A 17,961-nucleotide genomic window follows, 5' to 3' on the forward strand; every position below is an offset into this window, starting at 1 on the left:
GCCCGGTTTCAAACATCTCAAAAGCATCCTCAAATCCCAGCACTATTCGGCAGCTGGAGCGGCTCAACCTTCCTCTTTTCCCCGGTGCATTCCCCTCCAGCACCTCTGGGCGTTCTTCGGCACTGTCTCTGTTGAGTTCCCGGTTAAAGCACAGATGCCGGTAGCCTCATGGACTACCGGCATCTGCCGCAATACTATGCTGTTTACTTCGCTGCGAAGATTTCGCGCATCAGGTTTGCAGCCTCGGAGGGGGTCTTACCGACCTTCACGCCTGCTGCTTCCAGAGCTTCCTTCTTCGCCTGAGCGGTACCGGAGGAACCGGAGACAATAGCGCCTGCGTGGCCCATGGTCTTACCCTCAGGAGCGGTGAAGCCTGCAATGTAACCAACGACGGGCTTGGTCACGTTTGCCTTGATGTACTCTGCAGCACGCTCCTCAGCGTCACCACCAATCTCACCAATCATGACGATTGCTTCGGTCTCGGGGTCAGCTTCGAAAGCTTCCAGAGCGTCGATGTGGGTGGTGCCGATGATGGGGTCGCCACCAATACCGATAGCGGTGGTGAAACCAATGTCGGACAGTTCGTACATCAGCTGGTAGGTCAGGGTACCGGACTTGGAGACCAGACCGATCTTGCCCTTGCCGGTGATGTTCGCCGGGATAATACCAACCAGGCACTCCTCGGGGGAGATGATGCCGGGGCAGTTGGGGCCGATGATGCGGGTGATCTGCTTGCCGTTCTCGTCCACGGATGCCTTAGCGGCTGCCCAGAACTCTGCGGAGTCCTGAACCGGAACGCCCTCGGTGATGACGACGACGAGACCGATCTTAGCCTCGATAGCCTCGAGAACTGCTGCCTTGGTGAAGGCCGGGGGAACGAAGACGATGGAGACGTTCGCGCCGGTCTTCTCCATAGCCTCAGCTACGGAACCGAACACGTTCAGCTCGATGTCGGAGCCGTCCTTCGCCTTGTGGGTGACGGTGGTGCCAGCCTTGCGAGCGTTCACGCCGCCCACAATGTTGGTGCCTGCTGCGAGCATGCGTGCGGTGTGCTTGGTACCCTCGCCACCGGTGATGCCCTGAACGATGACCTTGGAGTCCTTGTTCACAAAGATAGACATATTACTTCCTTGAAATCCTTTGCTGGCGATTACGCCTTGTGAGCGAGCTCTGCTGCCTTGTCAGCGCCGGAGTCCATGGTCTCAGCCAGAACAACCAGCGGGTGGTTCGCCTCGGAGAGGATGCGGCGACCCTCAGCAACGTTGTTGCCGTCCAGGCGCACAACCAGGGGCTTGGTTGCTGCGTCGCCCAGAATCTCCAGAGCCTTCACGATGCCGTCTGCCACTGCGTCACATGCGGTGATGCCGCCGAAGACGTTCACGAAAACGCTCTTGACCTGCTCGTCGCCCAGAATGATTTCCAGGCCGGCAGCCATAACCTCAGCGGACGCGCCGCCACCAATATCAAGGAAGTTTGCGGGCTTGACGTTGCCGTGGTTCTCACCAGCGTATGCAACGACGTCCAGGGTGGACATAACCAGACCTGCACCGTTACCAACGATGCCGACCTCGCCGTCCAGCTTCACGTAGTTCAGGTCGAACTGCTTTGCCTTAGCTTCCAGCGGGTTCTCAGCGGACTTGTCCACGAGAGCCTCGTGCTCGGGCTGGCGGAATTCTGCGTTGTCGTCCAGGGAGACCTTACCGTCCAGGGCGAGGATGGTGCCCTCGGGGGTCAGAACGAGGGGGTTAACCTCAACCAGGGTTGCGTCTTCCTTAGTGTAGACTTCGCCCAGCTTGACGAGAACGGGAACAACCTTCTCCTGCAGTTCTGCGGAGAAACCTGCTGCCTTAGCAATTTCCTCAGCCTTAGCCTGGTCCAGGCCGACCAGCGGGTCAACCTCGATCTTTGCCAGTGCCTCGGGGCGCTCAGCAGCGAGCTGCTCAATTTCCATACCGCCTTCTACCGAGCACATTGCCAGGTAGGAGCGGTTTGCACGGTCCAGCAGGAGGGAGAAGTAGTATTCTTCGGCGATGTCTGCGCCGTCAGCGACCAGCACGCGGTGAACGGTGTGGCCCTTGATGTCCATGCCGAGAATTGCCTTAGCGTGCTCGTAAGCTTCTTCGGGGGACTTTGCGAGCTTAACGCCGCCAGCCTTACCGCGGCCGCCGGTCTTAACCTGAGCCTTAATGACGGTCAGGCCGCCAATTTCCTCAGCTGCTGCCTTTGCTTCTTCAGGGGTGGTCGCAACAATGCCCTTGAGCACGGGTACACCGTGCTTTGCGAAGAGCTCGCGCGCCTGGTATTCGAAAAGGTCCACAGGTGTCCTTCTTCTTCGAAGTGGTGCCGAGTACTGGTGCACTCGGCCTGGTCTCATTAGAGGAGGTTCCCCCGTGTGGTCAGTACGGTGCGATAGGGGTCTCTCGCACCCGGCGCACACGCATCATTGACGCGGGGAATTTCTCTCGTCTCTACTCTATCGGATTCGGCGTGAGCTCGCACTCACAGAGCCCCAAATCTGAGATTTTAGCGACTCAGCTCACAAATATTTTGGGTACATTCCACCCAAAGGCAGTGCACCAGGTAACTAACCCGAGCTAACACTCCCCCATCCGCCGCGAAATACCGGCGAAAATGCGGCGTTTACCGCCGTGCTCTGCAAAGCCCCGGCCACCTTCTCAGCAGGCGGACAACACGCCCGATACAGCACATAAAAGAGGGGCGGGCACCCTCAGGTACCCGCCCCTCCATCGGCGTTGTTAGGTTCGCACGCCTGACGCGTTAGCTCACCTTCTCCAGCGGCGCGTAACGCAGCAGCAGGCGCTTCTCTTCCGAACCGAAACGGACCTTCGCCACGGTCTTATCGCCGCTACCCTCAACGGCGAGCACGCGGCCCTCACCAAACTTGGTGTGGCGCACGGTATCGCCGACCGCCAGGGTCGGGATTTCCTTGCTCTGATGCACGCGGGAACGGTTCGTCACCTTTGAGGAGGCGGCAGCCGCCAGCCCGTAGCTTGCCGAGCCGTTAATGTCCGCGGTGGACGGCTCGGAACGACGTGCGGGGCGGGACTCGTAGGGGTCGTACGAGCCGCGCGAGCTATAGCTGCCGGAGCCGTAACCACCCGAGTAGCCGCCGGAACCGTAGCCGGAGCTGTATCCGGAGCGCGAACCGCCGGAGTAACCGCTGCCGTAGCCACCACCGTAGGAGCTTCCTCCATAGGAACTGCCGCCGCGAGCGCCGTACGCACCCATGCCGGAGGCACCAAAGCCTGAGAAACCGGCGGTGCGCTTCCACTCGATAAGCTCCTCCGGGATTTCTTCCAGGAAGGGCGAGGGCGGGTTGAACTGGCTCTTACCCCACATCGTGCGGGTCTCGGAGCGGGTCAGGTACAGGCGCTCCATGGCGCGGGTCAGACCCACGTACGCCAGGCGGCGCTCCTCGCTCATTTCCTTCTCATCGGTCAGGGCGCGCTGGTGCGGGAACAGGCCGTGCTCCATGCCGGTCAGGAACACCACGGGGAACTCCAGGCCCTTGGCGGTGTGCAGGGTCATGAGAGTGACCATACCCTGCGCCTTCGCCTCGGCGGCTTCGGCGGCAATCTGTGCGGCGGAGGCGTTCTCACCCTCCGCGCTGGCGGGGCGGTTCGGGATTGAGTCGGCGTCGGCGACCAGGGCCACGTGTTCGAGGAACTGCTCCAGGTCGGCGCCGGGGTTCTCTGTCTCGAACTCGACCATGGCGTCAAGCAGCTCGGAGAGGTTCTCCACGCGCGATTCGTCCTGAATGTCCTTGGAGGCGCGCAGAGCCGCCAGGTACCCTGTCTGTTCCAGGACCGCTTCCAGGCAGGTTGCGGCGGGTTCGGTGCGGGCAATCTGCGCCAGGTCGTCCATGAGGCGCACGAACTCGGCGTACTTCTTGACCGCGGCGGCACCCAGGCCGGGGATGTCGGCTGCCTGGCGTGCGGCGGCGTAGAAAGAGATGCGGTTCGCACTCGCGTACTCCGCCACCACGGACTCAGACTTAGCACCGATACCGCGCTTGGGTTCGTTGAGGATGCGCCGCACGTTCACGTCGTCATCGGGGTTGCTCAGGGCGCGCAGGTACGCCAGGGCGTCCTTGATTTCCTTACGCTCGTAGAAGCGGGTACCACCGACCACGCGGTAGGGCAGGCCGGCACGCATGAGCATGTCCTCGAGGGTTCGGGACTGCGCGTTGGTGCGGTAGAAGATTGCGACGTCACCGGGCTGCACGCCGTACTCATCGGCAAGGCGGTCAATTTCGCGGGTGATGTAGCGTGCCTCGGCGTGTTCGGATTCGGCGACGTAACCGATGATTTTCGCACCCGCGCCGGAGGCGGTCCACAGCTTCTTGGGGCGACGGTCGGGGTTGCGTTCAATGACCGCATTTGCCGCGGAGAGAATGTTCTGTGTGGAACGGTAGTTCTGTTCCAGCAGGATCGTGTGGGCGTTCGGGTAGTCCTTCTCGAAGTCCGTAATATTGCGGATATCCGCGCCGCGGAAGGCGTAGATGGACTGGTCGGAGTCACCGACCACAGTCAGCTCGGCGGGGGGCACGGCGTCCGGGTAGGGGCCGCGGTCAGCCGGTGCCTTCGTGTGGGCGCCGACCAGTTCACGCACCAGCTGGTACTGGGCGTGGTTGGTGTCCTGGTACTCGTCCACGAGGATGTGGCGGAACTTGCGGCGGTAGTAGTTCGCGATTTCGGGGAACTTCTTGAGCAAAAAGACGGTGCGGCCAATCAGGTCGTCAAAGTCGAGGGAGTTAGCGGCGCGCAGACGCTGCGTGTAGACGGTGTAAATCTGCGCGATGGTCTTCTCGTACGGGTTATCGCTAGCCACGCGGGATGCGTACGCCTCGGCGCTGACCAGCTCGTTCTTCAGCGCGGAGATGCGGTTGCCCACGGCCTTAGCGGTGAACTTCTTGGTGTCCAGGTTGAGCTCTTTAATGATGAGGCTCAGCAGGCGCTGCGAGTCGGTCGAATCGTAGATGGTGAAGGTGGACTTCAGCCCCAGGGCGGCGGCCTCACGGCGCAGCACACGCACGCAGAAGCTGTGGAAAGTAGAAATCCACATGTGCTTGGCGCGCGGGCCGACCAGCGCCTCGATACGTTCACGCATTTCGGCGGCAGCCTTGTTGGTGAAGGTGATGGCGAGAATCTGGCCGGGGGTCGCGCGGTGGGTTGCGAGCAGGTAGGCGATGCGGTGGGTCAGCACGCGGGTCTTGCCGGAGCCCGCACCCGCGACGATGAGCAGGGGCGAGCCGGAGTGCAGTACGGCCTCTTCCTGGCGTTCGTTGAGCCCCGCGGTGAGGGAGGCGGGGTCAACAGCGTTGAGGCTGTGGGTGCGTTCGCCGTAGGGGTCGGCGGGATCGAAGTCCTCGCCGTAGCCGCCGACGCGGTAGGCGGGCGGCATGAAGTCGCCGAGCGGGTCTGCGGCGGTGAAGGCTGCGGGTGCGCCGGGTACAGGAACGGGCACACTATTAGCAGGGGCACCGTAGGCGGGCATGCCGGCAGGCAGGGCGGCGGGTACGTCCTGTGCGGGCGCCTCCATCACCGGAGCATCCATCACTGCGGCGTCCGTGGGAGGGGCGTAGTAGTCGTCCTCGGCAGGGGGTACGTCGTAGTAGGGGTCGAAGGGCGGCTCGTCCACTGGTGCAGGGTCTACCGGTGCTGCGGGGGTGACGAGTTCGGCGGCGAACAGGCCGTCCTGTTCGGTGAAGGGCTGCTTCTGCTGTTCGGGCTTGTCGCTCATCGTCTACCTCGCTGCCTAGAATACACGTTCGATATTCCATGCTACCGCATTTGCTCCGCAGCTCCCACCCTTTCGGTCATCCGCCGCCCTCTCATTCGAGCAAAGATAAGAAAACCGCCCGCGCCTGCTAATGCAAGCGACGGGCGGTTTCTTGTACCGGGGTGAATGCCGGTTCTGTGTGCCCCCGAGACGATTCGAACGTCCGACACCTTCTTTAGGAGAGAAGTGCTCTATCCCCTGAGCTACGAGGGCGTACCTATCCAGTATAAAGCACCCCGCACCAAGGGTCCGCACAGCCCGTGTTCACCGCCCTGTGTTCACCGCTTGAGGACACCCGCACCCGGCGGCAGAACCGCTCCTACAATGTACGAATGAGCATCTACATTGACCCGCCCACCTGGCCCGCGCACGGCACCGTCTTCTCACATCTCATCTCCGATGCATCCCTGGCGGAACTGCACGAGTTCGCCGCGACTGCGAGCATCAGTGAGCGTGCCTTCGACCGCGACCACTACGACGTTCCGGCGCACCTCTACGAGGATCTAGTACGGGCGGGCGCGAAGGAGCTCAGCGGCGCGCAGCTGACTCGCACGCTCATTGCGAGCGGTCTGCGGATTCCCCTGAAGGAGCGCCCCGAGAAGATTCGCCCGCGTCTGCTTCGCGCCTGGGAGGCAGCGTTTACACCCCGCCTCAAGCATGTGGAGGCTCCTTCCGTGAGCCAAGCTCAACTCACGGCGCAGGTAGCGGAACTGGGTGAGAGCCTGTTGCAGGCATGGGAGCAGCCGCACCGCGCCTACCACCACAGCGGGCACCTTTCGCAGATGCTCACCGATCTGGACCGTCTCTACGCACACCGCACGCAGGGTTCTACTCCCCTGGCGTTGGTTTTGGCGGCGTGGTTCCACGACGCGGTGTACGAGGGCGCGCCGGGTGAGGATGAGCGCCGTAGCGAGCAGCTGGCGAACACCTCCCTGGAGCCGCTGGTTACCGCGGGCCTGCTCAGTGGTGACGAGCTGCAGATGGTGAGCCTTCTGGTGCGTGCCACGGCAACCCACGAGCTGCCCGAGTCTGCCGACCTACCGGCGGGCTATGAGCCGGCGGATATTCAGTTTTTCCTCGATGCCGATATGGCTATCCTGGCGGCTGATTCGGCACGCTACCGCCGCTACCTGCGCGGGGTGCGTAGCGAGTACTCCCATCTTGACGATGAGGCATTCCGTGCCGGTCGTACGACCTTCCTGCGTTCGATCCTGGGGCGTAAACGCATCTTCCTCTCCGAGGAGGGTCTACAGCTCTGGGAGGAGCCCGCGCGGGCTAATCTGCAAGCTGAGCTCAGCGAGTGGGAGCAGGACCCGCAGGGGCTTCTGCAGACTCTGGCATCCTAGCCGCATACACCTAAAACACATACCGCCGAGAATGCACCCACACTAAGGTGCGCTCTCGGCGGTATTTTCATGGAATCTCTCGGGTACACAAATCTCGGGTACACAAAAGGCGCCCACCCGCGTGCGGGGTAGGCGCCTTTTTGAAGTATTTTGGGCTAGACCCAGCTCTTATGCGCTAAGGCTTAGAGAGCGGTGTAGTAGCCGTCAACGGACATCCAGGAGGTGGGGTGCACCAGGGTACCGTTGGTGGGGTTCAGAGCGGAGATCATCTTGCCGTCGCCCAGGTAGATACCAACGTGGCTGTAGCCGTTCTGGAAGACGATGTCGCCGGGCTGGGGGTTAGCGGTCGGGCGCAGCTCGTTCTTCATTGCGTAGGTGAAAGCGGTCAGCTTGATACCGTGCTGAGCGAAAACCCAGGAGGTGAAGCCGGAGCAGTCCCATGCACCGAAGGTCTTGCCGCCCCAAACGTATGCGCCGCCCAGGCCGCTCATTGCGGTTGCAACGATTGCGTCGCGGGAAGCGTTACCGGTGGAAGCGGAGGAAGCTGCGGGTGCAGCGGGAGCCTCGGTTGCAACGGGTGCAACGTAAGCCTGCTGGGTCTCAGCCTGGGGTGCTACGTAGGTGGTCTCAGCTACGGGTGCCGGAGCTGCTGCGGGAGCAACGTAGGTCTGCTGTGCCTGAGCCTGGGGTGCAACGTAGGTGGTTGCGGGGGTGTTGTAGCTGGTGTAGTCGAACTCGTAGTTGGTGTAGTCGTAGGACAAATCAGCCGCAGCGGGGATCTGTGCGAATGCGTTCGCGGGAACGGTCGAGCCGAGCAGGATTGCGCCTGCTGCGAGGGTTGCACCTGCGGTACGTACGATCTTCTTAGCCATTGGTAATTCCTCCATTGCCTGACGAGGTGAGCTGTCGGGCTCGAGCATGGATTCGCTCGGCCACCGAAGTGACTTAGCCCCGAGGCTTCTCGATTGAGATGCCGTATCCCAGCTTGGGGATTGGGTCCCCCGCTTCTGCCATATTGGGTAGACGTACATCGAAGCGTTGGCAGAACTCAGCGGAACCGCTTCGACGGTGCCCTCTTACGATGAGGATTTGGGCACAGAAATGAGAATACACAGAAAACTCCCAGTTGTCACTTCATTCGGGCTTAAATTTTGAACTTTCACCCTGGGGGGAAAACTTGGCACTCCAGGCATTTGACCCCCTCTCAATGGAACCAACAGCTACCGCTTAAGGCTCTTGACTAGGTATTTTACAAGGATGCACATTCGCTTTTAATGCACCAGTACCCCCTTAAGGACAGGGTTCAAAACTCTTAAAAATGACCCTTATCTCTTAAGTGTCCACTCCCAGAGATTGCTCAAACATCGGCGTTTCCATCAGTTTCAACCTCAGATTTAAGCGAAAAACCCGAAAAATGCACTCAAGCGCAGTTGCTAAAACTCTGAGAGAGGAGTATATGCGCCCGCGCACATGACCAAACTCTGAAATACCCCGTCCACTAGGCACCTCAGCTCCCCCGAAGCCTCCCCCGCAAGGCCGAGCAGCCCTAACACGTGCACAAAAACGGTGGCACCTCCTCCACAAAGGGAGGCGATACCACCGTTTAGCGTGAACTGGGTTAGCGGACTCTCAGAATTAGAGCTTAGAGGTTGCCGCCGCGCTTGACCACAATTGCGTTTGCCACGTCCATATCCAGGGAGAGGGTGTCCTCTTCGCCATCAGCGTGAACAATCACGTCATCGTCCTGGCCAGCAACCACGGACACCGAAGCGCCGTAAACAATACCTGCGTCAGCCAGCAGCTTCAACAGCTCAACGTCAGTCTGAATGGACTCGGGGAAGCGAGAAATAGTGAAACGGTCCTCGGGACCGGAGTCGCGTGCCGCCAGGGACATGGGCACGGTACGCTCGTCGTTTTTCTCACTACTGTGGCCCAGATCCTCCAGGCCGGGGATAGCGTTACCGTACGGGGAGAACTTGGGGTCCTTGAGCATCTCCAGGATGCGCTTCTCCACCTTGTCACTCATGACGTGCTCCCAGCGGCATGCTTCTTCGTGCACGTACTCAAGTTCCAGACCAATGATGTCAGAGAGCAGTCGCTCAGCCAGGCGGTGCTTACGCATCACCTCGACCGCCTTGTGGCGGCCTTCCTCGGTCAGTTCGAGGTGGCGGTCCGGCTCAACGGTGAGCAGACCGTGCTTCTCCATACGTGCCACAGTCTGGGAAACGGTCGGGCCGGAGTGCTCGAGTCGTTCAGCGATGCGCGCACGCATGGGGACAATGCCCTCTTCCTCCAGTTCGAGGATGGTGCGCAAATACATCTCTGTGGTATCGATGAGGTCTGTCATATATCTCTCCCAGCTTTCACCGCAACAGTACTTAGATAGCACTGCCTAAGTCGTTACTTAATTCAATAATCTATTATGTACTTTTTCAGCGGCTTTTGCCACGGCTTAAGTCATTGAGTCGCCCAATGAAAACTCATTGGACGACTCAAGACACCTCATATATACGCTTTTGCTAACCCACCCCTTTATTAAGAGGAGTAGACGGTAGGCTTACTCTGCGGACTCAGCCTCGGCAGTTTCCTCTGCAGCAGAAGCGTTCTGCGCGGTTTCATTCTCCGCCGAGTTGTTCTCTACGGGCTCACCGGACTCAGCAGATTCCTCAGTAGCTGCATCAAACTCTACATTCTCCTGCTCTACGTTCTCCTGCGCGGCGTTCTCCTCCAGGTCTTCCGGGCGAACGCGGTCAGCCCACGGCACCCAATCCGGCGCAATGAGCGCGTCGTCGCCGGGCAGCAGGCCCACCTCGCAGATTGTTGCCACGCGGGAGCGAGGCGCACGCGAGAGGGTAGCAAACCAGAACCAGCCACGGTAACCGGGCAGGGTGCACTCAAAGAGGTGAGTGCTCAGGCGCTCTTCCTCGGCGCGCACGTGGTGAACCAGACCGATAGCGTGTGCCGGGGCGATCTCTCGCACACCCTGCAGCGCTACGTCCTTAGCGGCGGCAAGAATCTCATCCACCTTGGAGGTGCGGCGCAGCTTGTGCGGAACACCCAGGGAGGGGACACCTACCTCTTCATCCAGCGGGGTGAAGGGGTCGGGGGTGGAGTCTTCGTTCTGTTCAGTTTCTTCGGTAGCGGATTCCTCGGAAGCAGATTCTTCAGCAGGCGTCTCAGCCACCTCAGGCTCCTCAGCGTTCACGGAGGGCTGAGTCTCAGCAGGTACAGCGCTACCCTCGTCAGCGCTCTCAGGCGCGGCAGAAGGCACAACGGACTCTGCGGGCGCGTCAGTAGCGGGCGTAGTTTCGGGGAGCAGTTCAATAACCTGTTCAGACATACCCCTATTAAAGCATCTCGCGTGCGCAAACAGTGCGGCCGCTCCCCCAAGCTTCACATACGCTGTGAATTTGGGTCTCAAACCGCTGAATCTGGGGCTTCGCCCACGAACAGCTGTGTGTGAGCTGATACCGTTAAATCCATGAGTAATGAACCCGCACAGGATAAGCACAACGCTGCAGAGCAGACCCCTGCACCCCTGCCCTACGCCGGAGCCATCCGCTGGCTCGGTGCAGGCGGCGCGATTCTCGCCCTGCTTTGTCTGCTCACCGGAGTTGCCATGCTCGTGATGAAGTGGGTTGGGGCAACGCCGCCCGCCCTCATGAGCCAGATTCCGCTGGTCCTCCTACCCGTCGCCTTTATTGCACTCATGGCCGCACTGATCCTGTCGGTCATGCGCCGCAACAAGGCATAAAGATTTGAGCCGCAAGCTCACACACATCATTCACTTATCAAGTACAGCCTGCCATTCAGAGAGAAAGATAGAGTATGTCTGCTGAAGCAAAACTCCTAGTCGTCGATGACGAGTTCAATATTCTTGAACTGCTCGCCACCTCCCTGCGTTTCGCCGGTTTTGAAGTAGTTACCGCCGGCAACGGCCGCGAAGCCCTCGAAAAGGCACACGCCGAAAACCCCGACCTCATCGTCCTGGACGTCATGATGCCCGGCATGGACGGCTTCGAGGTGACCCGCCGCCTGCGCGAAAACGGCACCACCACCCCCGTGCTCTTCCTGACCGCGAAGGACGCCACCGAAGACAAGGTCACCGGTCTGGGTGCTGGCGGCGACGACTACGTCACCAAGCCCTTCTCCCTCGACGAGGTAATCGCCCGCATCCGCGCCATTCTGCGCCGTAGCCGCAGCATCCAGGAAGAGGACGACGCCGTACTGCGCGTTGACGCACTCACCCTGAACGTGGACACCCACGAAGTGTTCCTCGGTGACGAAGAGATTGACCTCTCCCCCACCGAGTTCAACCTGCTGCACTACCTGATGCTCAACGCCAACCGCGTGCTGTCCAAGGCGCAGATTCTTGACCACGTGTGGGAGTACGACTTCAACGGTGACTCCTCCATCGTTGAGTCCTACATTTCGTACCTGCGCCGCAAGATCGACAACAACCGTGAAAACCACGAGCCGCTCATCCACACCAAGCGCGGTGTGGGCTACATGATTCGCGGTTCTCGAGGCTAACGTGGCGCTCAAACCCCTCGACCGGATCCCCCAGTCTCTCTCCCTTCGCACCCAGCTGGTGCTCATCACCTCCTTGCTCATCGCCCTCTCCATTGCGGTGACGAGCCTGGTGGCGATTTCCGCTCTGCGCGCCCAGATGGTGCACCAGCTGGATGAAGAGATGAAGAACAGCGCCCCCTCACTCGTGCAGCTGGCAACCGTGCGCCCCTCCGGCAATCAGGAACAATCCCTGAGCACCTACCGCCTGTACCTGCTCGACAAGGACGGCAACGTGCTGTACTCGCTCAAGTCCGAGGACAGCGAACAGTTCAGCGAGCCGGCGCTGCAGGGCTGGACCGAAGAGAAGGTTCGCAAGCAAAACGAGGAGGCGGTCACCGTCAACTCGGTGGGTAGTTCCTCCGATTGGCGTGTGCTCGCCGTACCCATTGAAGCCAACGACTCTTCAGGTTTGCCGGAGGCGGCCTCCCTCATCATTGCCATGCCGTTGAAACAAACGAACCAGGTGGTCGCCCTCGTGGGTGTGCTGACCTTCGCGTTTGGTTTGGCGACTCTCGCCTCCGCAATTGCGATGACCTGGGTGATTGTGACCCGCACCTTCGAGCCGCTCGCGCGTGTGGAGCAGACCGCCGCTAAGATTGCTGCCGGCGACCTCTCGCAGCGTATTGAGGACTACAACCCGAGCAACGAGATTGGTAACCTCGCGGTTTCGCTGAACACGATGCTCGCCCAGATTGAGGTGCTCTTCAAAGCCCGCGAGAAGAGCGAAGCGAAAATGCGCCGCTTCGTGGGTGACGCTTCGCATGAGCTGCGCACCCCTCTGGTCAGTATTCGAGGCTACTCGGAGCTGTACCGTCAGGGCGCTCTGCCCACCGACGAGGCCGTTGCTACCGCGATGAGCCGCATCGAGTCGGAGTCCAAGCGTATGGGTCAGCTCGTGGAAGACCTGCTGACCCTGGCGCGTATTGATGAGCGCCGCGAATCCAAGCTGGCGCCCTTCGACCTGTTCAACCTGGCAGTGGACGCTAGTAACGACGCCTACGCTACGGCACCCGATCGTGCAGTGTCCCTGGTGGGCCTGAACGAAGAGGTGGCACCGACCTCCGCAACCGTGCTCGGCGACGAATCGCGTCTGCGTCAGGTCGTGGCAAACCTGCTGACCAACGCCATGCGCTACACCCCCGACGGCTCTCCCCTGGAGATTGCGGTGGGCGTGCGCGAAGAGGTTCCCGGCTTCCCGCTGTCCGTGCTGGAGGTGCGCGACCACGGCCCCGGTATTCACGGCGAAGACCGCGAGCGCGTCTTCGAGCGTTTCTACCGCACCGACACCTCGCGTTCGCGTGAGACCGGCGGTACGGGTCTGGGTCTGTCCATTGTGGCTGCGATTATTGAGCAGCACGAGGGCAGGATTCATATTGAAGAGACCGATGGTGGCGGTGCTACCTTCGTGATTTCTTTGCCGTTCTATCCGCCGCCTGTCTCGGACGATCAGCTGATGAAATAACACGGACGCATAAACCCCCGGATTGTGGAACTTGAGTGTTCTACGGTTCGGGGGTTTTGCTGTGCCCTGGAGGCGGGACTATATCGCGGCGGGGCGATAACTCGCGGCGGTGCGAGTGAGGAGAGCGCGAGTGAGGAGAAGCTGGGCGGCTCAAGAACAGCGGGGGCAATCTAGCGTGCGTCATGGCGGCGTCATTTTCGGGAGGGCTTTCGATTTTTTCGAGATGCTGGAGCGAATCTGGCGGGTTTATCCACAGATTTACCAAATAATCATTTTTTAGCTCATTTGATGCATTTTGAAATATATAGTGATAACAAGCTTCCGGTCAGGAACTCAACCCTTCCAGAGATCCAAACCCCAAGCACCACCACGGGGCAACCGCCCCACCCATCTCACATATCTCAAAGGAGAAAAACCATGGCACAGTTCAATGTCGATTCCGAAGTCATCGCAGCCAAGAGCGCACAGGCACGATCCTACGTCGCATCCATCACCGCAGACGTCAACGGTATGACCGCATCCCTGCACGATCTGCAGAGCTCCTGGACCGGCTCTGCATCCGCTAACTTCCAGGGCGTACTGGACCAGTGGCACGCAACCCAGCGCCAGGTCGAAGCATCCATCACCCAGATCAACGAGGCACTCACCCGCGCAGGTGTGAACTACGCAGACACCGAGCAGGCTAACGCCTCCATGTTCGTCGGCTAAGGGGGCAGGGCAATAAGCCCAGAAGCCCACCCGCAGGCAGGCGGTAGACCGGGCGGCTAAAAGGTCCGGCCGCACGGCACACCGCCCGCCAGATTCGCCAGAAGGCGGCGAACATTTATTGAGAAAACCCCGGCGCATCCTCGCAATTGAGGATGCGGCGGGGTTTTATTGCACGGAAATCTTTGGGCTCAAGAGCCCAATCCTTAGGAGCTGAGCGTTAGGAGCTCAGCTTTAGGAGGCGGGGGTCTCCTGGCGGAAACGCAAACGCCACAGGCCGCGCTCAGCGTCGTAATGCCAGATACTTGAACGGCTCACGCGGCCGCGCGCGGTGGCAACCGCCGCCATGACCAGCACGCTAGAAGAATCCAGCACCTGCACGCCCTGCTTGAGCGGGGCACCCTGCTGGGTGAAGGCGCGTTCACGGTACTGCAGCACCGAGGAGCGGGACACCGACTTGCCGGTGGCGGTCACCCACACCAGTCGCTCGTGCAGCATGGATTCCAGCTGCGCTGCTTCCATGGCGGAGCCGCGGCTTTCGAGCAGCTGTTCTGCGGCGGAGGCTTCCTCAGGGTTCAGGACAGCGGGGTTCGGAGCAGGCGCGGCGGGAGCGGTGCGCGCGGGAGCAGAAGCGGGCGCTTCCTCCACGGGTGCCTCAACCTGAGCGGACTCTACGGTCTGTGCGGGCGCCGCGGCGGGCTCTACCGTCTGCTCTTCTGCGTGTTCTTCCGTCTCACCCAGCAGTTCCGCCGGGTCAACATCGTTCGGGTCCATACCCGCGAACTCTTCCAGACCGGTCAGGTCATCCTCTTCTTCCGCCTGCGCGGCGTTCGATGCCTGCTGAGCGGTCTCCTGCTGGCGCGCCAGTGCCTTTGCGTCACGCTCAGCGGCACGCTCCGCCGCGAGCGCCAGCTGTTCCTTGCGGGTGCGGACCGCCTCCGGGTCGGGGGCGTTCACCGCGGAGGCGGGGCGCAGCAGACCTGATAGGCGCAGGCTCTCCACGCCGCGCTGGGCGTTCTCAATCTCGGCTGCGGTGAATTCCTGCACGGGCAGGTGGGCGTCCGCGGAAGACTCGGAGGGCGCTGCCCCAGAGAGCGCAACCTCAGAGAGGGCAACGTCAGAGAGTGCAGGTTCTGCAGCCGGAGCATTCACAATCGGCGCTTCAACAGCCACAAGCTCCACAGCCGCAGCCGCAGGTTCAGCAGAGGCACCGAAGCCGGGGCCGTGCGCAGGTTCGCGACCCTCCTGATAGGCGCGCGCGGCACCATTCGCCAGGGAGTCCGCCTTCTCATTGAGCTCGTGACCGGCGTGGCCCTTCACCCAAATAAACTCGTAGTCGCGGCCGGTCAGCGCCTGATCCAGCGCCTCCAGCAGGTCGCGGTTGAGCACGGGCTTGCCGTCAGACTTCTTCCAGCCCTTCTTCTTCCAGCCGGGCATCCACTTGGTCAGCGAGTTAATGACGTACTGGCTATCGCAGTACACGCGCAGCTTCGCCTCCGGGCGGGATGCGGTCGCCTCGAACAGATCCAGGACAGCCTTGAGCTCACCCATATTGTTGGTGCCGTGCGCCCAGCCGCCGCTCGCCCAGTGGTCATCGTCGATATACCATGCCCAGCCCGCCGGTCCGGGGTTGCCCAGCGCCGAGCCGTCTGCGGCGGCAATGATTTCTTGCGTGCTGTTCACGGTACCTTCTTTCTGTGCCGCTGCTCTATCGTGCGGGCGGCTGTCCGTAATGATGTCTGTGATGACTTTACCGCACCGGCGGCGAGGGTGCGTAGCGCGCGGTCGCCGCTGTGGACAACCTCAAGCAGCCTCGGACGCGCCCATTGCCGTAATGCCGGGCGGGTACACTAAACCTATGAGCTATTCTGCCCCCGAAACACCCAGCGCACAGCACCCGGAGCACCCTACCGCCCGTCCGAGCGAGCGCGTGCAGATTTTCGCTCTTCCCACCCGCACGATGTACGGTTCCCTGCGTTTTAGCTGGTTGAGCTACCTGGGTCTTGCCGAGCAGCAGCATGCGGCGCAGTTGCCGACCTCCACGGCGGCGGTCAGCTACCTGAGCACTCAGGCGCTCATGCGTGCCATGGCGGCGGCTCGTCTGGATGTGCCGTCCAGTGCCGCTTCTGAGATTGAGGTGGATCGTTCCTGCACCCTGTGCACCAGCGGTAAGAAGCACGGTAAGCCGCGTATTGCGGGCGTAAATTTCAATATGTCGCAGGTGAATCCGCTGGTCGTGGGTGCGTTTAGCCGTAACCCCTCGGCGGTGCTCGGTGTGGATGTTGAGACTCTGGATGCGCGTCTGTTCTCCGGTTTTGCGCGCCTAGCGCTCTCCAATGAAGAACGTGCGTTCTATGAGCGAGTGGCGCAGGAACGCCCCGCGCCCGTACTGCACCTGTTCTCGGTGGCGCTGTGGACCGCTAAGGAGGCGGTGCTCAAAGCGACCGGCCACGGCCTGAGCGTAGTGCCCTCCCTGGTTCGGGTGCAGCTCACAGATGAGCTGCTGGATGCGCTCGAACTTGCCATGAACGAGGAGGTCCCGGGGGACCTTCTGGGCAGCAACGTTCCCGAGCCGACCGCCCTGCGCGTACTGACTCAGGACAGCTTGACCGCGCGTGCTACCTTTAGCGCACCCACACCTCAGGGCGGCGGCGAGGCTATCGAGCGGAGCTTTAGCCTGCAGTGGGTACCCGTGGCGCTGCCCGATGCGGAGAACCCCGAGCACGCGCAGAAGATGCTCATCGCCCTGGCTGTGGAGAACCCTGCCGAGGGTGAGCCCGTGCAGCTTGAGGCTCAGCTTCTGCCGGTTGCCACTCCCCTGGAGCTCAAGCGTCTGCTCACCGACTAGCCACGCTCCCCCATAACAACAACGACTGAACGCGCCCGCCATAACAGCGAGCGCGTTCAGTCGTTTTATTCTGCCGGGTCAAGGCAGTCACGAAAGGCGTTCGTGGCAGAACCTAAGGGGTATCTTCGCCCAGGGTATCCACGCCCAGGGCGCGACCAAAGCTACCGAGCTTCGTGCCGGTCTCCGTGTGCTCCAGCTCCGGGTCGGACTCAGCCACAATACCCGCACCCGCGTACAGCACCGCCTCATCCGGGCTGACCTGGGCGCAGCGCAGCACCAACGCCCACTCGCCGTTACCCTCGGCGTCCATGTAGCCGACCAGACCGCCAAAGTAGCGGCGCTCGAAAGACTCCAGCTGGCGAATCAGCTCCAGCGCCTTCTCAGTGGGGGCACCGCAAATCGCGGGAGTCGGGTGGATCGCGCGGGCACCGTCCAGGCAAGTCAGCCCCTCCTTCAACACGCCGTCGATGGGGGTCGCCAGGTGCCACAGCTGCGGGGTCTGCAGCAGCGAGGGCACCTGCGGCACGTTCAGCTCCTCGGCGATGGGTGCCAGGCGCTCGGCAATATCGTTGATGACGTAGGCGTGCTCGTGGCGGTCCTTCGGCGAGGCGAACAGACGGTCACGAATCGCTTCGTCCTCGGCGCTACCGGGCTCGGCAATGCGCGGGGCGCTACCGGCAAGCGGGTGGGTCTTGAAGGCGCGGCCCTCGGTGCGGAACACCAGCTCCGGGGAGGCACCCATCAGGTAGCTTCCGCTCATGCCGCGCTCGCCCTCGGGCAGGCGCACCGCAAAGTTGAATGCGGAACGCTGCTGGGCGCGCAGGTTGTTGTACAGCGCTTCCAGGTTGAGAGCGCCGGGTGCGTAGCGGGCGGTGAGCACACGCGAAAGCACGATTTTGCTCAGCTCACCCGCCTTCATGCGCTCCACGGCGGTCGCCACGGCGGCACGGAACCGGTCGTTCTGGCGGCCGGTGACCGATACCGGTTCGGCAAGCGCCACGGTCTGCTCGGGGACCGGCACCTGCTGCTCCTCCATGCGTTCAGGCACGAAGAGGTAGGCGGGCATGTCCGGGTCAAAAGGAATCAGACCCACGACGGCGCTACCGGCACGTTTCGCCTCGTCCAGGGCATTATCGAAGGTGACAGGGGTCATCGCACCGGATGCGCGCAGAACGCGGGTGCCGGTGGAAAAGATAAAGTCGGGAAGGTTCGTCATCGTATTTCTA

General features: G+C 61.5%; 14 protein-coding genes, 1 tRNA gene and 1 riboswitch. Of the genes, 6 read left to right on the plus strand and 9 right to left on the minus strand.

The features are described from left to right. Positions 1–203: 203 nt before the first annotated feature. From sucD to HMPREF2749_RS01340, 4 genes are all read right to left on the minus strand, one after another. Positions 204–1,121: a succinate--CoA ligase subunit alpha gene (gene sucD, locus HMPREF2749_RS01325; RefSeq protein ID WP_005504562.1), complete on the minus strand. Its 918-nt coding sequence runs from the start codon at positions 1,119–1,121 to the stop codon at positions 204–206. Positions 1,122–1,150: 29 nt separating this feature from the next. Next, a complete protein-coding gene (gene sucC / locus HMPREF2749_RS01330; RefSeq protein ID WP_005504561.1) occupies positions 1,151–2,317 on the minus strand; it encodes an ADP-forming succinate--CoA ligase subunit beta in 1,167 nt (388 codons plus the stop codon). Between the two features lie 461 nt (positions 2,318–2,778). Next, complete coding sequence (locus tag HMPREF2749_RS01335) at positions 2,779–5,763, minus strand: UvrD-helicase domain-containing protein (protein WP_070593138.1); 2,985 nt, start codon at positions 5,761–5,763, stop codon at positions 2,779–2,781. Between the two features lie 179 nt (positions 5,764–5,942). Further along, positions 5,943–6,015: transfer RNA gene (locus HMPREF2749_RS01340), tRNA-Arg, on the minus strand. A 119-nt stretch (positions 6,016–6,134) separates the two neighbouring features. On the opposite strand from HMPREF2749_RS01340, the gene HMPREF2749_RS01345 reads away from it, so the two are divergent. Further along, a complete protein-coding gene (locus HMPREF2749_RS01345) occupies positions 6,135–7,148 on the plus strand; it encodes a DUF4031 domain-containing protein (RefSeq protein ID WP_070593140.1) in 1,014 nt (337 codons plus the stop codon). Between the two features lie 182 nt (positions 7,149–7,330). Here HMPREF2749_RS01345 and HMPREF2749_RS01350 read toward each other — a convergent pair whose 3' ends face one another. The 3 genes from HMPREF2749_RS01350 to HMPREF2749_RS01360 all read right to left on the minus strand — a co-directional run bounded on the left by HMPREF2749_RS01350 (position 7,331) and on the right by HMPREF2749_RS01360 (position 10,488). Beyond that, positions 7,331–8,020, minus strand: coding sequence for a C40 family peptidase (locus HMPREF2749_RS01350; protein WP_070593142.1), 690 nt, complete (start codon positions 8,018–8,020; stop codon positions 7,331–7,333). Beyond that, positions 8,021–8,180: riboswitch (cyclic di-AMP (ydaO/yuaA leader) on the minus strand. 610 nt (positions 8,181–8,790) lie between these two features. Continuing rightward, a complete protein-coding gene (locus tag HMPREF2749_RS01355) occupies positions 8,791–9,495 on the minus strand; it encodes an iron-dependent transcriptional repressor DtxR (RefSeq protein WP_049353230.1) in 705 nt (234 codons plus the stop codon). A gap of 210 nt (positions 9,496–9,705) precedes the next feature. Next, a complete protein-coding gene (locus tag HMPREF2749_RS01360) occupies positions 9,706–10,488 on the minus strand; it encodes a DUF3027 domain-containing protein (protein WP_070593144.1) in 783 nt (260 codons plus the stop codon). Positions 10,489–10,629: 141 nt separating this feature from the next. Here HMPREF2749_RS01360 and HMPREF2749_RS01365 point away from each other — a divergent pair, with 141 nt between their 5' ends. The 4 genes from HMPREF2749_RS01365 (at position 10,630) to HMPREF2749_RS01380 (ending at position 13,890) form a co-directional block, all read left to right on the plus strand. After that, positions 10,630–10,902, plus strand: a complete 273-nt coding sequence (locus HMPREF2749_RS01365) for a hypothetical protein (RefSeq protein ID WP_049340923.1) — start codon at positions 10,630–10,632, stop codon at positions 10,900–10,902. 74 nt (positions 10,903–10,976) lie between these two features. After that, positions 10,977–11,681, plus strand: a complete 705-nt coding sequence (locus tag HMPREF2749_RS01370) for a response regulator transcription factor (protein ID WP_049326988.1) — start codon at positions 10,977–10,979, stop codon at positions 11,679–11,681. 1 nt (position 11,682) lies between these two features. Then, a complete protein-coding gene (locus tag HMPREF2749_RS01375; protein ID WP_049346102.1) occupies positions 11,683–13,182 on the plus strand; it encodes a sensor histidine kinase in 1,500 nt (499 codons plus the stop codon). Between the two features lie 417 nt (positions 13,183–13,599). Continuing rightward, positions 13,600–13,890, plus strand: a complete 291-nt coding sequence (locus HMPREF2749_RS01380) for a WXG100 family type VII secretion target (RefSeq protein WP_005504526.1) — start codon at positions 13,600–13,602, stop codon at positions 13,888–13,890. A gap of 231 nt (positions 13,891–14,121) precedes the next feature. Here the strand turns inward: HMPREF2749_RS01380 and HMPREF2749_RS01385 are convergent, their stop codons facing one another. Continuing rightward, positions 14,122–15,570, minus strand: coding sequence for an RNase H family protein (locus tag HMPREF2749_RS01385; protein WP_070593146.1), 1,449 nt, complete (start codon positions 15,568–15,570; stop codon positions 14,122–14,124). A gap of 175 nt (positions 15,571–15,745) precedes the next feature. On the opposite strand from HMPREF2749_RS01385, the gene HMPREF2749_RS01390 reads away from it, so the two are divergent. Continuing rightward, complete coding sequence (locus tag HMPREF2749_RS01390) at positions 15,746–16,735, plus strand: 4'-phosphopantetheinyl transferase family protein (RefSeq protein ID WP_080977133.1); 990 nt, start codon at positions 15,746–15,748, stop codon at positions 16,733–16,735. Positions 16,736–16,847: 112 nt separating this feature from the next. On the opposite strand, the gene HMPREF2749_RS01395 is transcribed toward HMPREF2749_RS01390, so the two are convergent. Then, the gene (locus tag HMPREF2749_RS01395) at positions 16,848–17,951 is read right to left on the minus strand and encodes an isochorismate synthase (RefSeq protein WP_049348945.1); all 1,104 of its coding nucleotides are present in this window, start codon (positions 17,949–17,951) and stop codon (positions 16,848–16,850) included. Positions 17,952–17,961: the final 10 nt, after the last annotated feature.

It is taken from the genome of Rothia sp. HMSC075F09, from assembly GCF_001810515.1.
Lineage (GTDB): Bacteria > Actinomycetota > Actinomycetes > Actinomycetales > Micrococcaceae > Rothia.

Excerpts from the sequence above, each read along its gene's own strand:
- HMPREF2749_RS01390 (WP_080977133.1), top strand. The coding sequence starts at position 15,746 with ATGAGCTATTCTGCCCCCGAAACACCCAGCGCACAGCACCCGGAGCAC.
- HMPREF2749_RS01360 (WP_070593144.1), bottom strand. The coding sequence starts at position 10,488 with ATGTCTGAACAGGTTATTGAACTGCTCCCCGAAACTACGCCCGCTACT.
- HMPREF2749_RS01350 (WP_070593142.1), bottom strand. The coding sequence starts at position 8,020 with ATGGCTAAGAAGATCGTACGTACCGCAGGTGCAACCCTCGCAGCAGGC.
- HMPREF2749_RS01380 (WP_005504526.1), top strand. The coding sequence starts at position 13,600 with ATGGCACAGTTCAATGTCGATTCCGAAGTCATCGCAGCCAAGAGCGCA.
- HMPREF2749_RS01370 (WP_049326988.1), top strand. The coding sequence starts at position 10,977 with ATGTCTGCTGAAGCAAAACTCCTAGTCGTCGATGACGAGTTCAATATT.
- HMPREF2749_RS01365 (WP_049340923.1), top strand. The coding sequence starts at position 10,630 with ATGAGTAATGAACCCGCACAGGATAAGCACAACGCTGCAGAGCAGACC.
- HMPREF2749_RS01395 (WP_049348945.1), bottom strand. The coding sequence starts at position 17,951 with ATGACGAACCTTCCCGACTTTATCTTTTCCACCGGCACCCGCGTTCTG.
- sucD (WP_005504562.1), bottom strand. The coding sequence starts at position 1,121 with ATGTCTATCTTTGTGAACAAGGACTCCAAGGTCATCGTTCAGGGCATC.
- HMPREF2749_RS01355 (WP_049353230.1), bottom strand. The coding sequence starts at position 9,495 with ATGACAGACCTCATCGATACCACAGAGATGTATTTGCGCACCATCCTC.
- HMPREF2749_RS01345 (WP_070593140.1), top strand. The coding sequence starts at position 6,135 with ATGAGCATCTACATTGACCCGCCCACCTGGCCCGCGCACGGCACCGTC.
- HMPREF2749_RS01335 (WP_070593138.1), bottom strand. The coding sequence starts at position 5,763 with ATGAGCGACAAGCCCGAACAGCAGAAGCAGCCCTTCACCGAACAGGAC.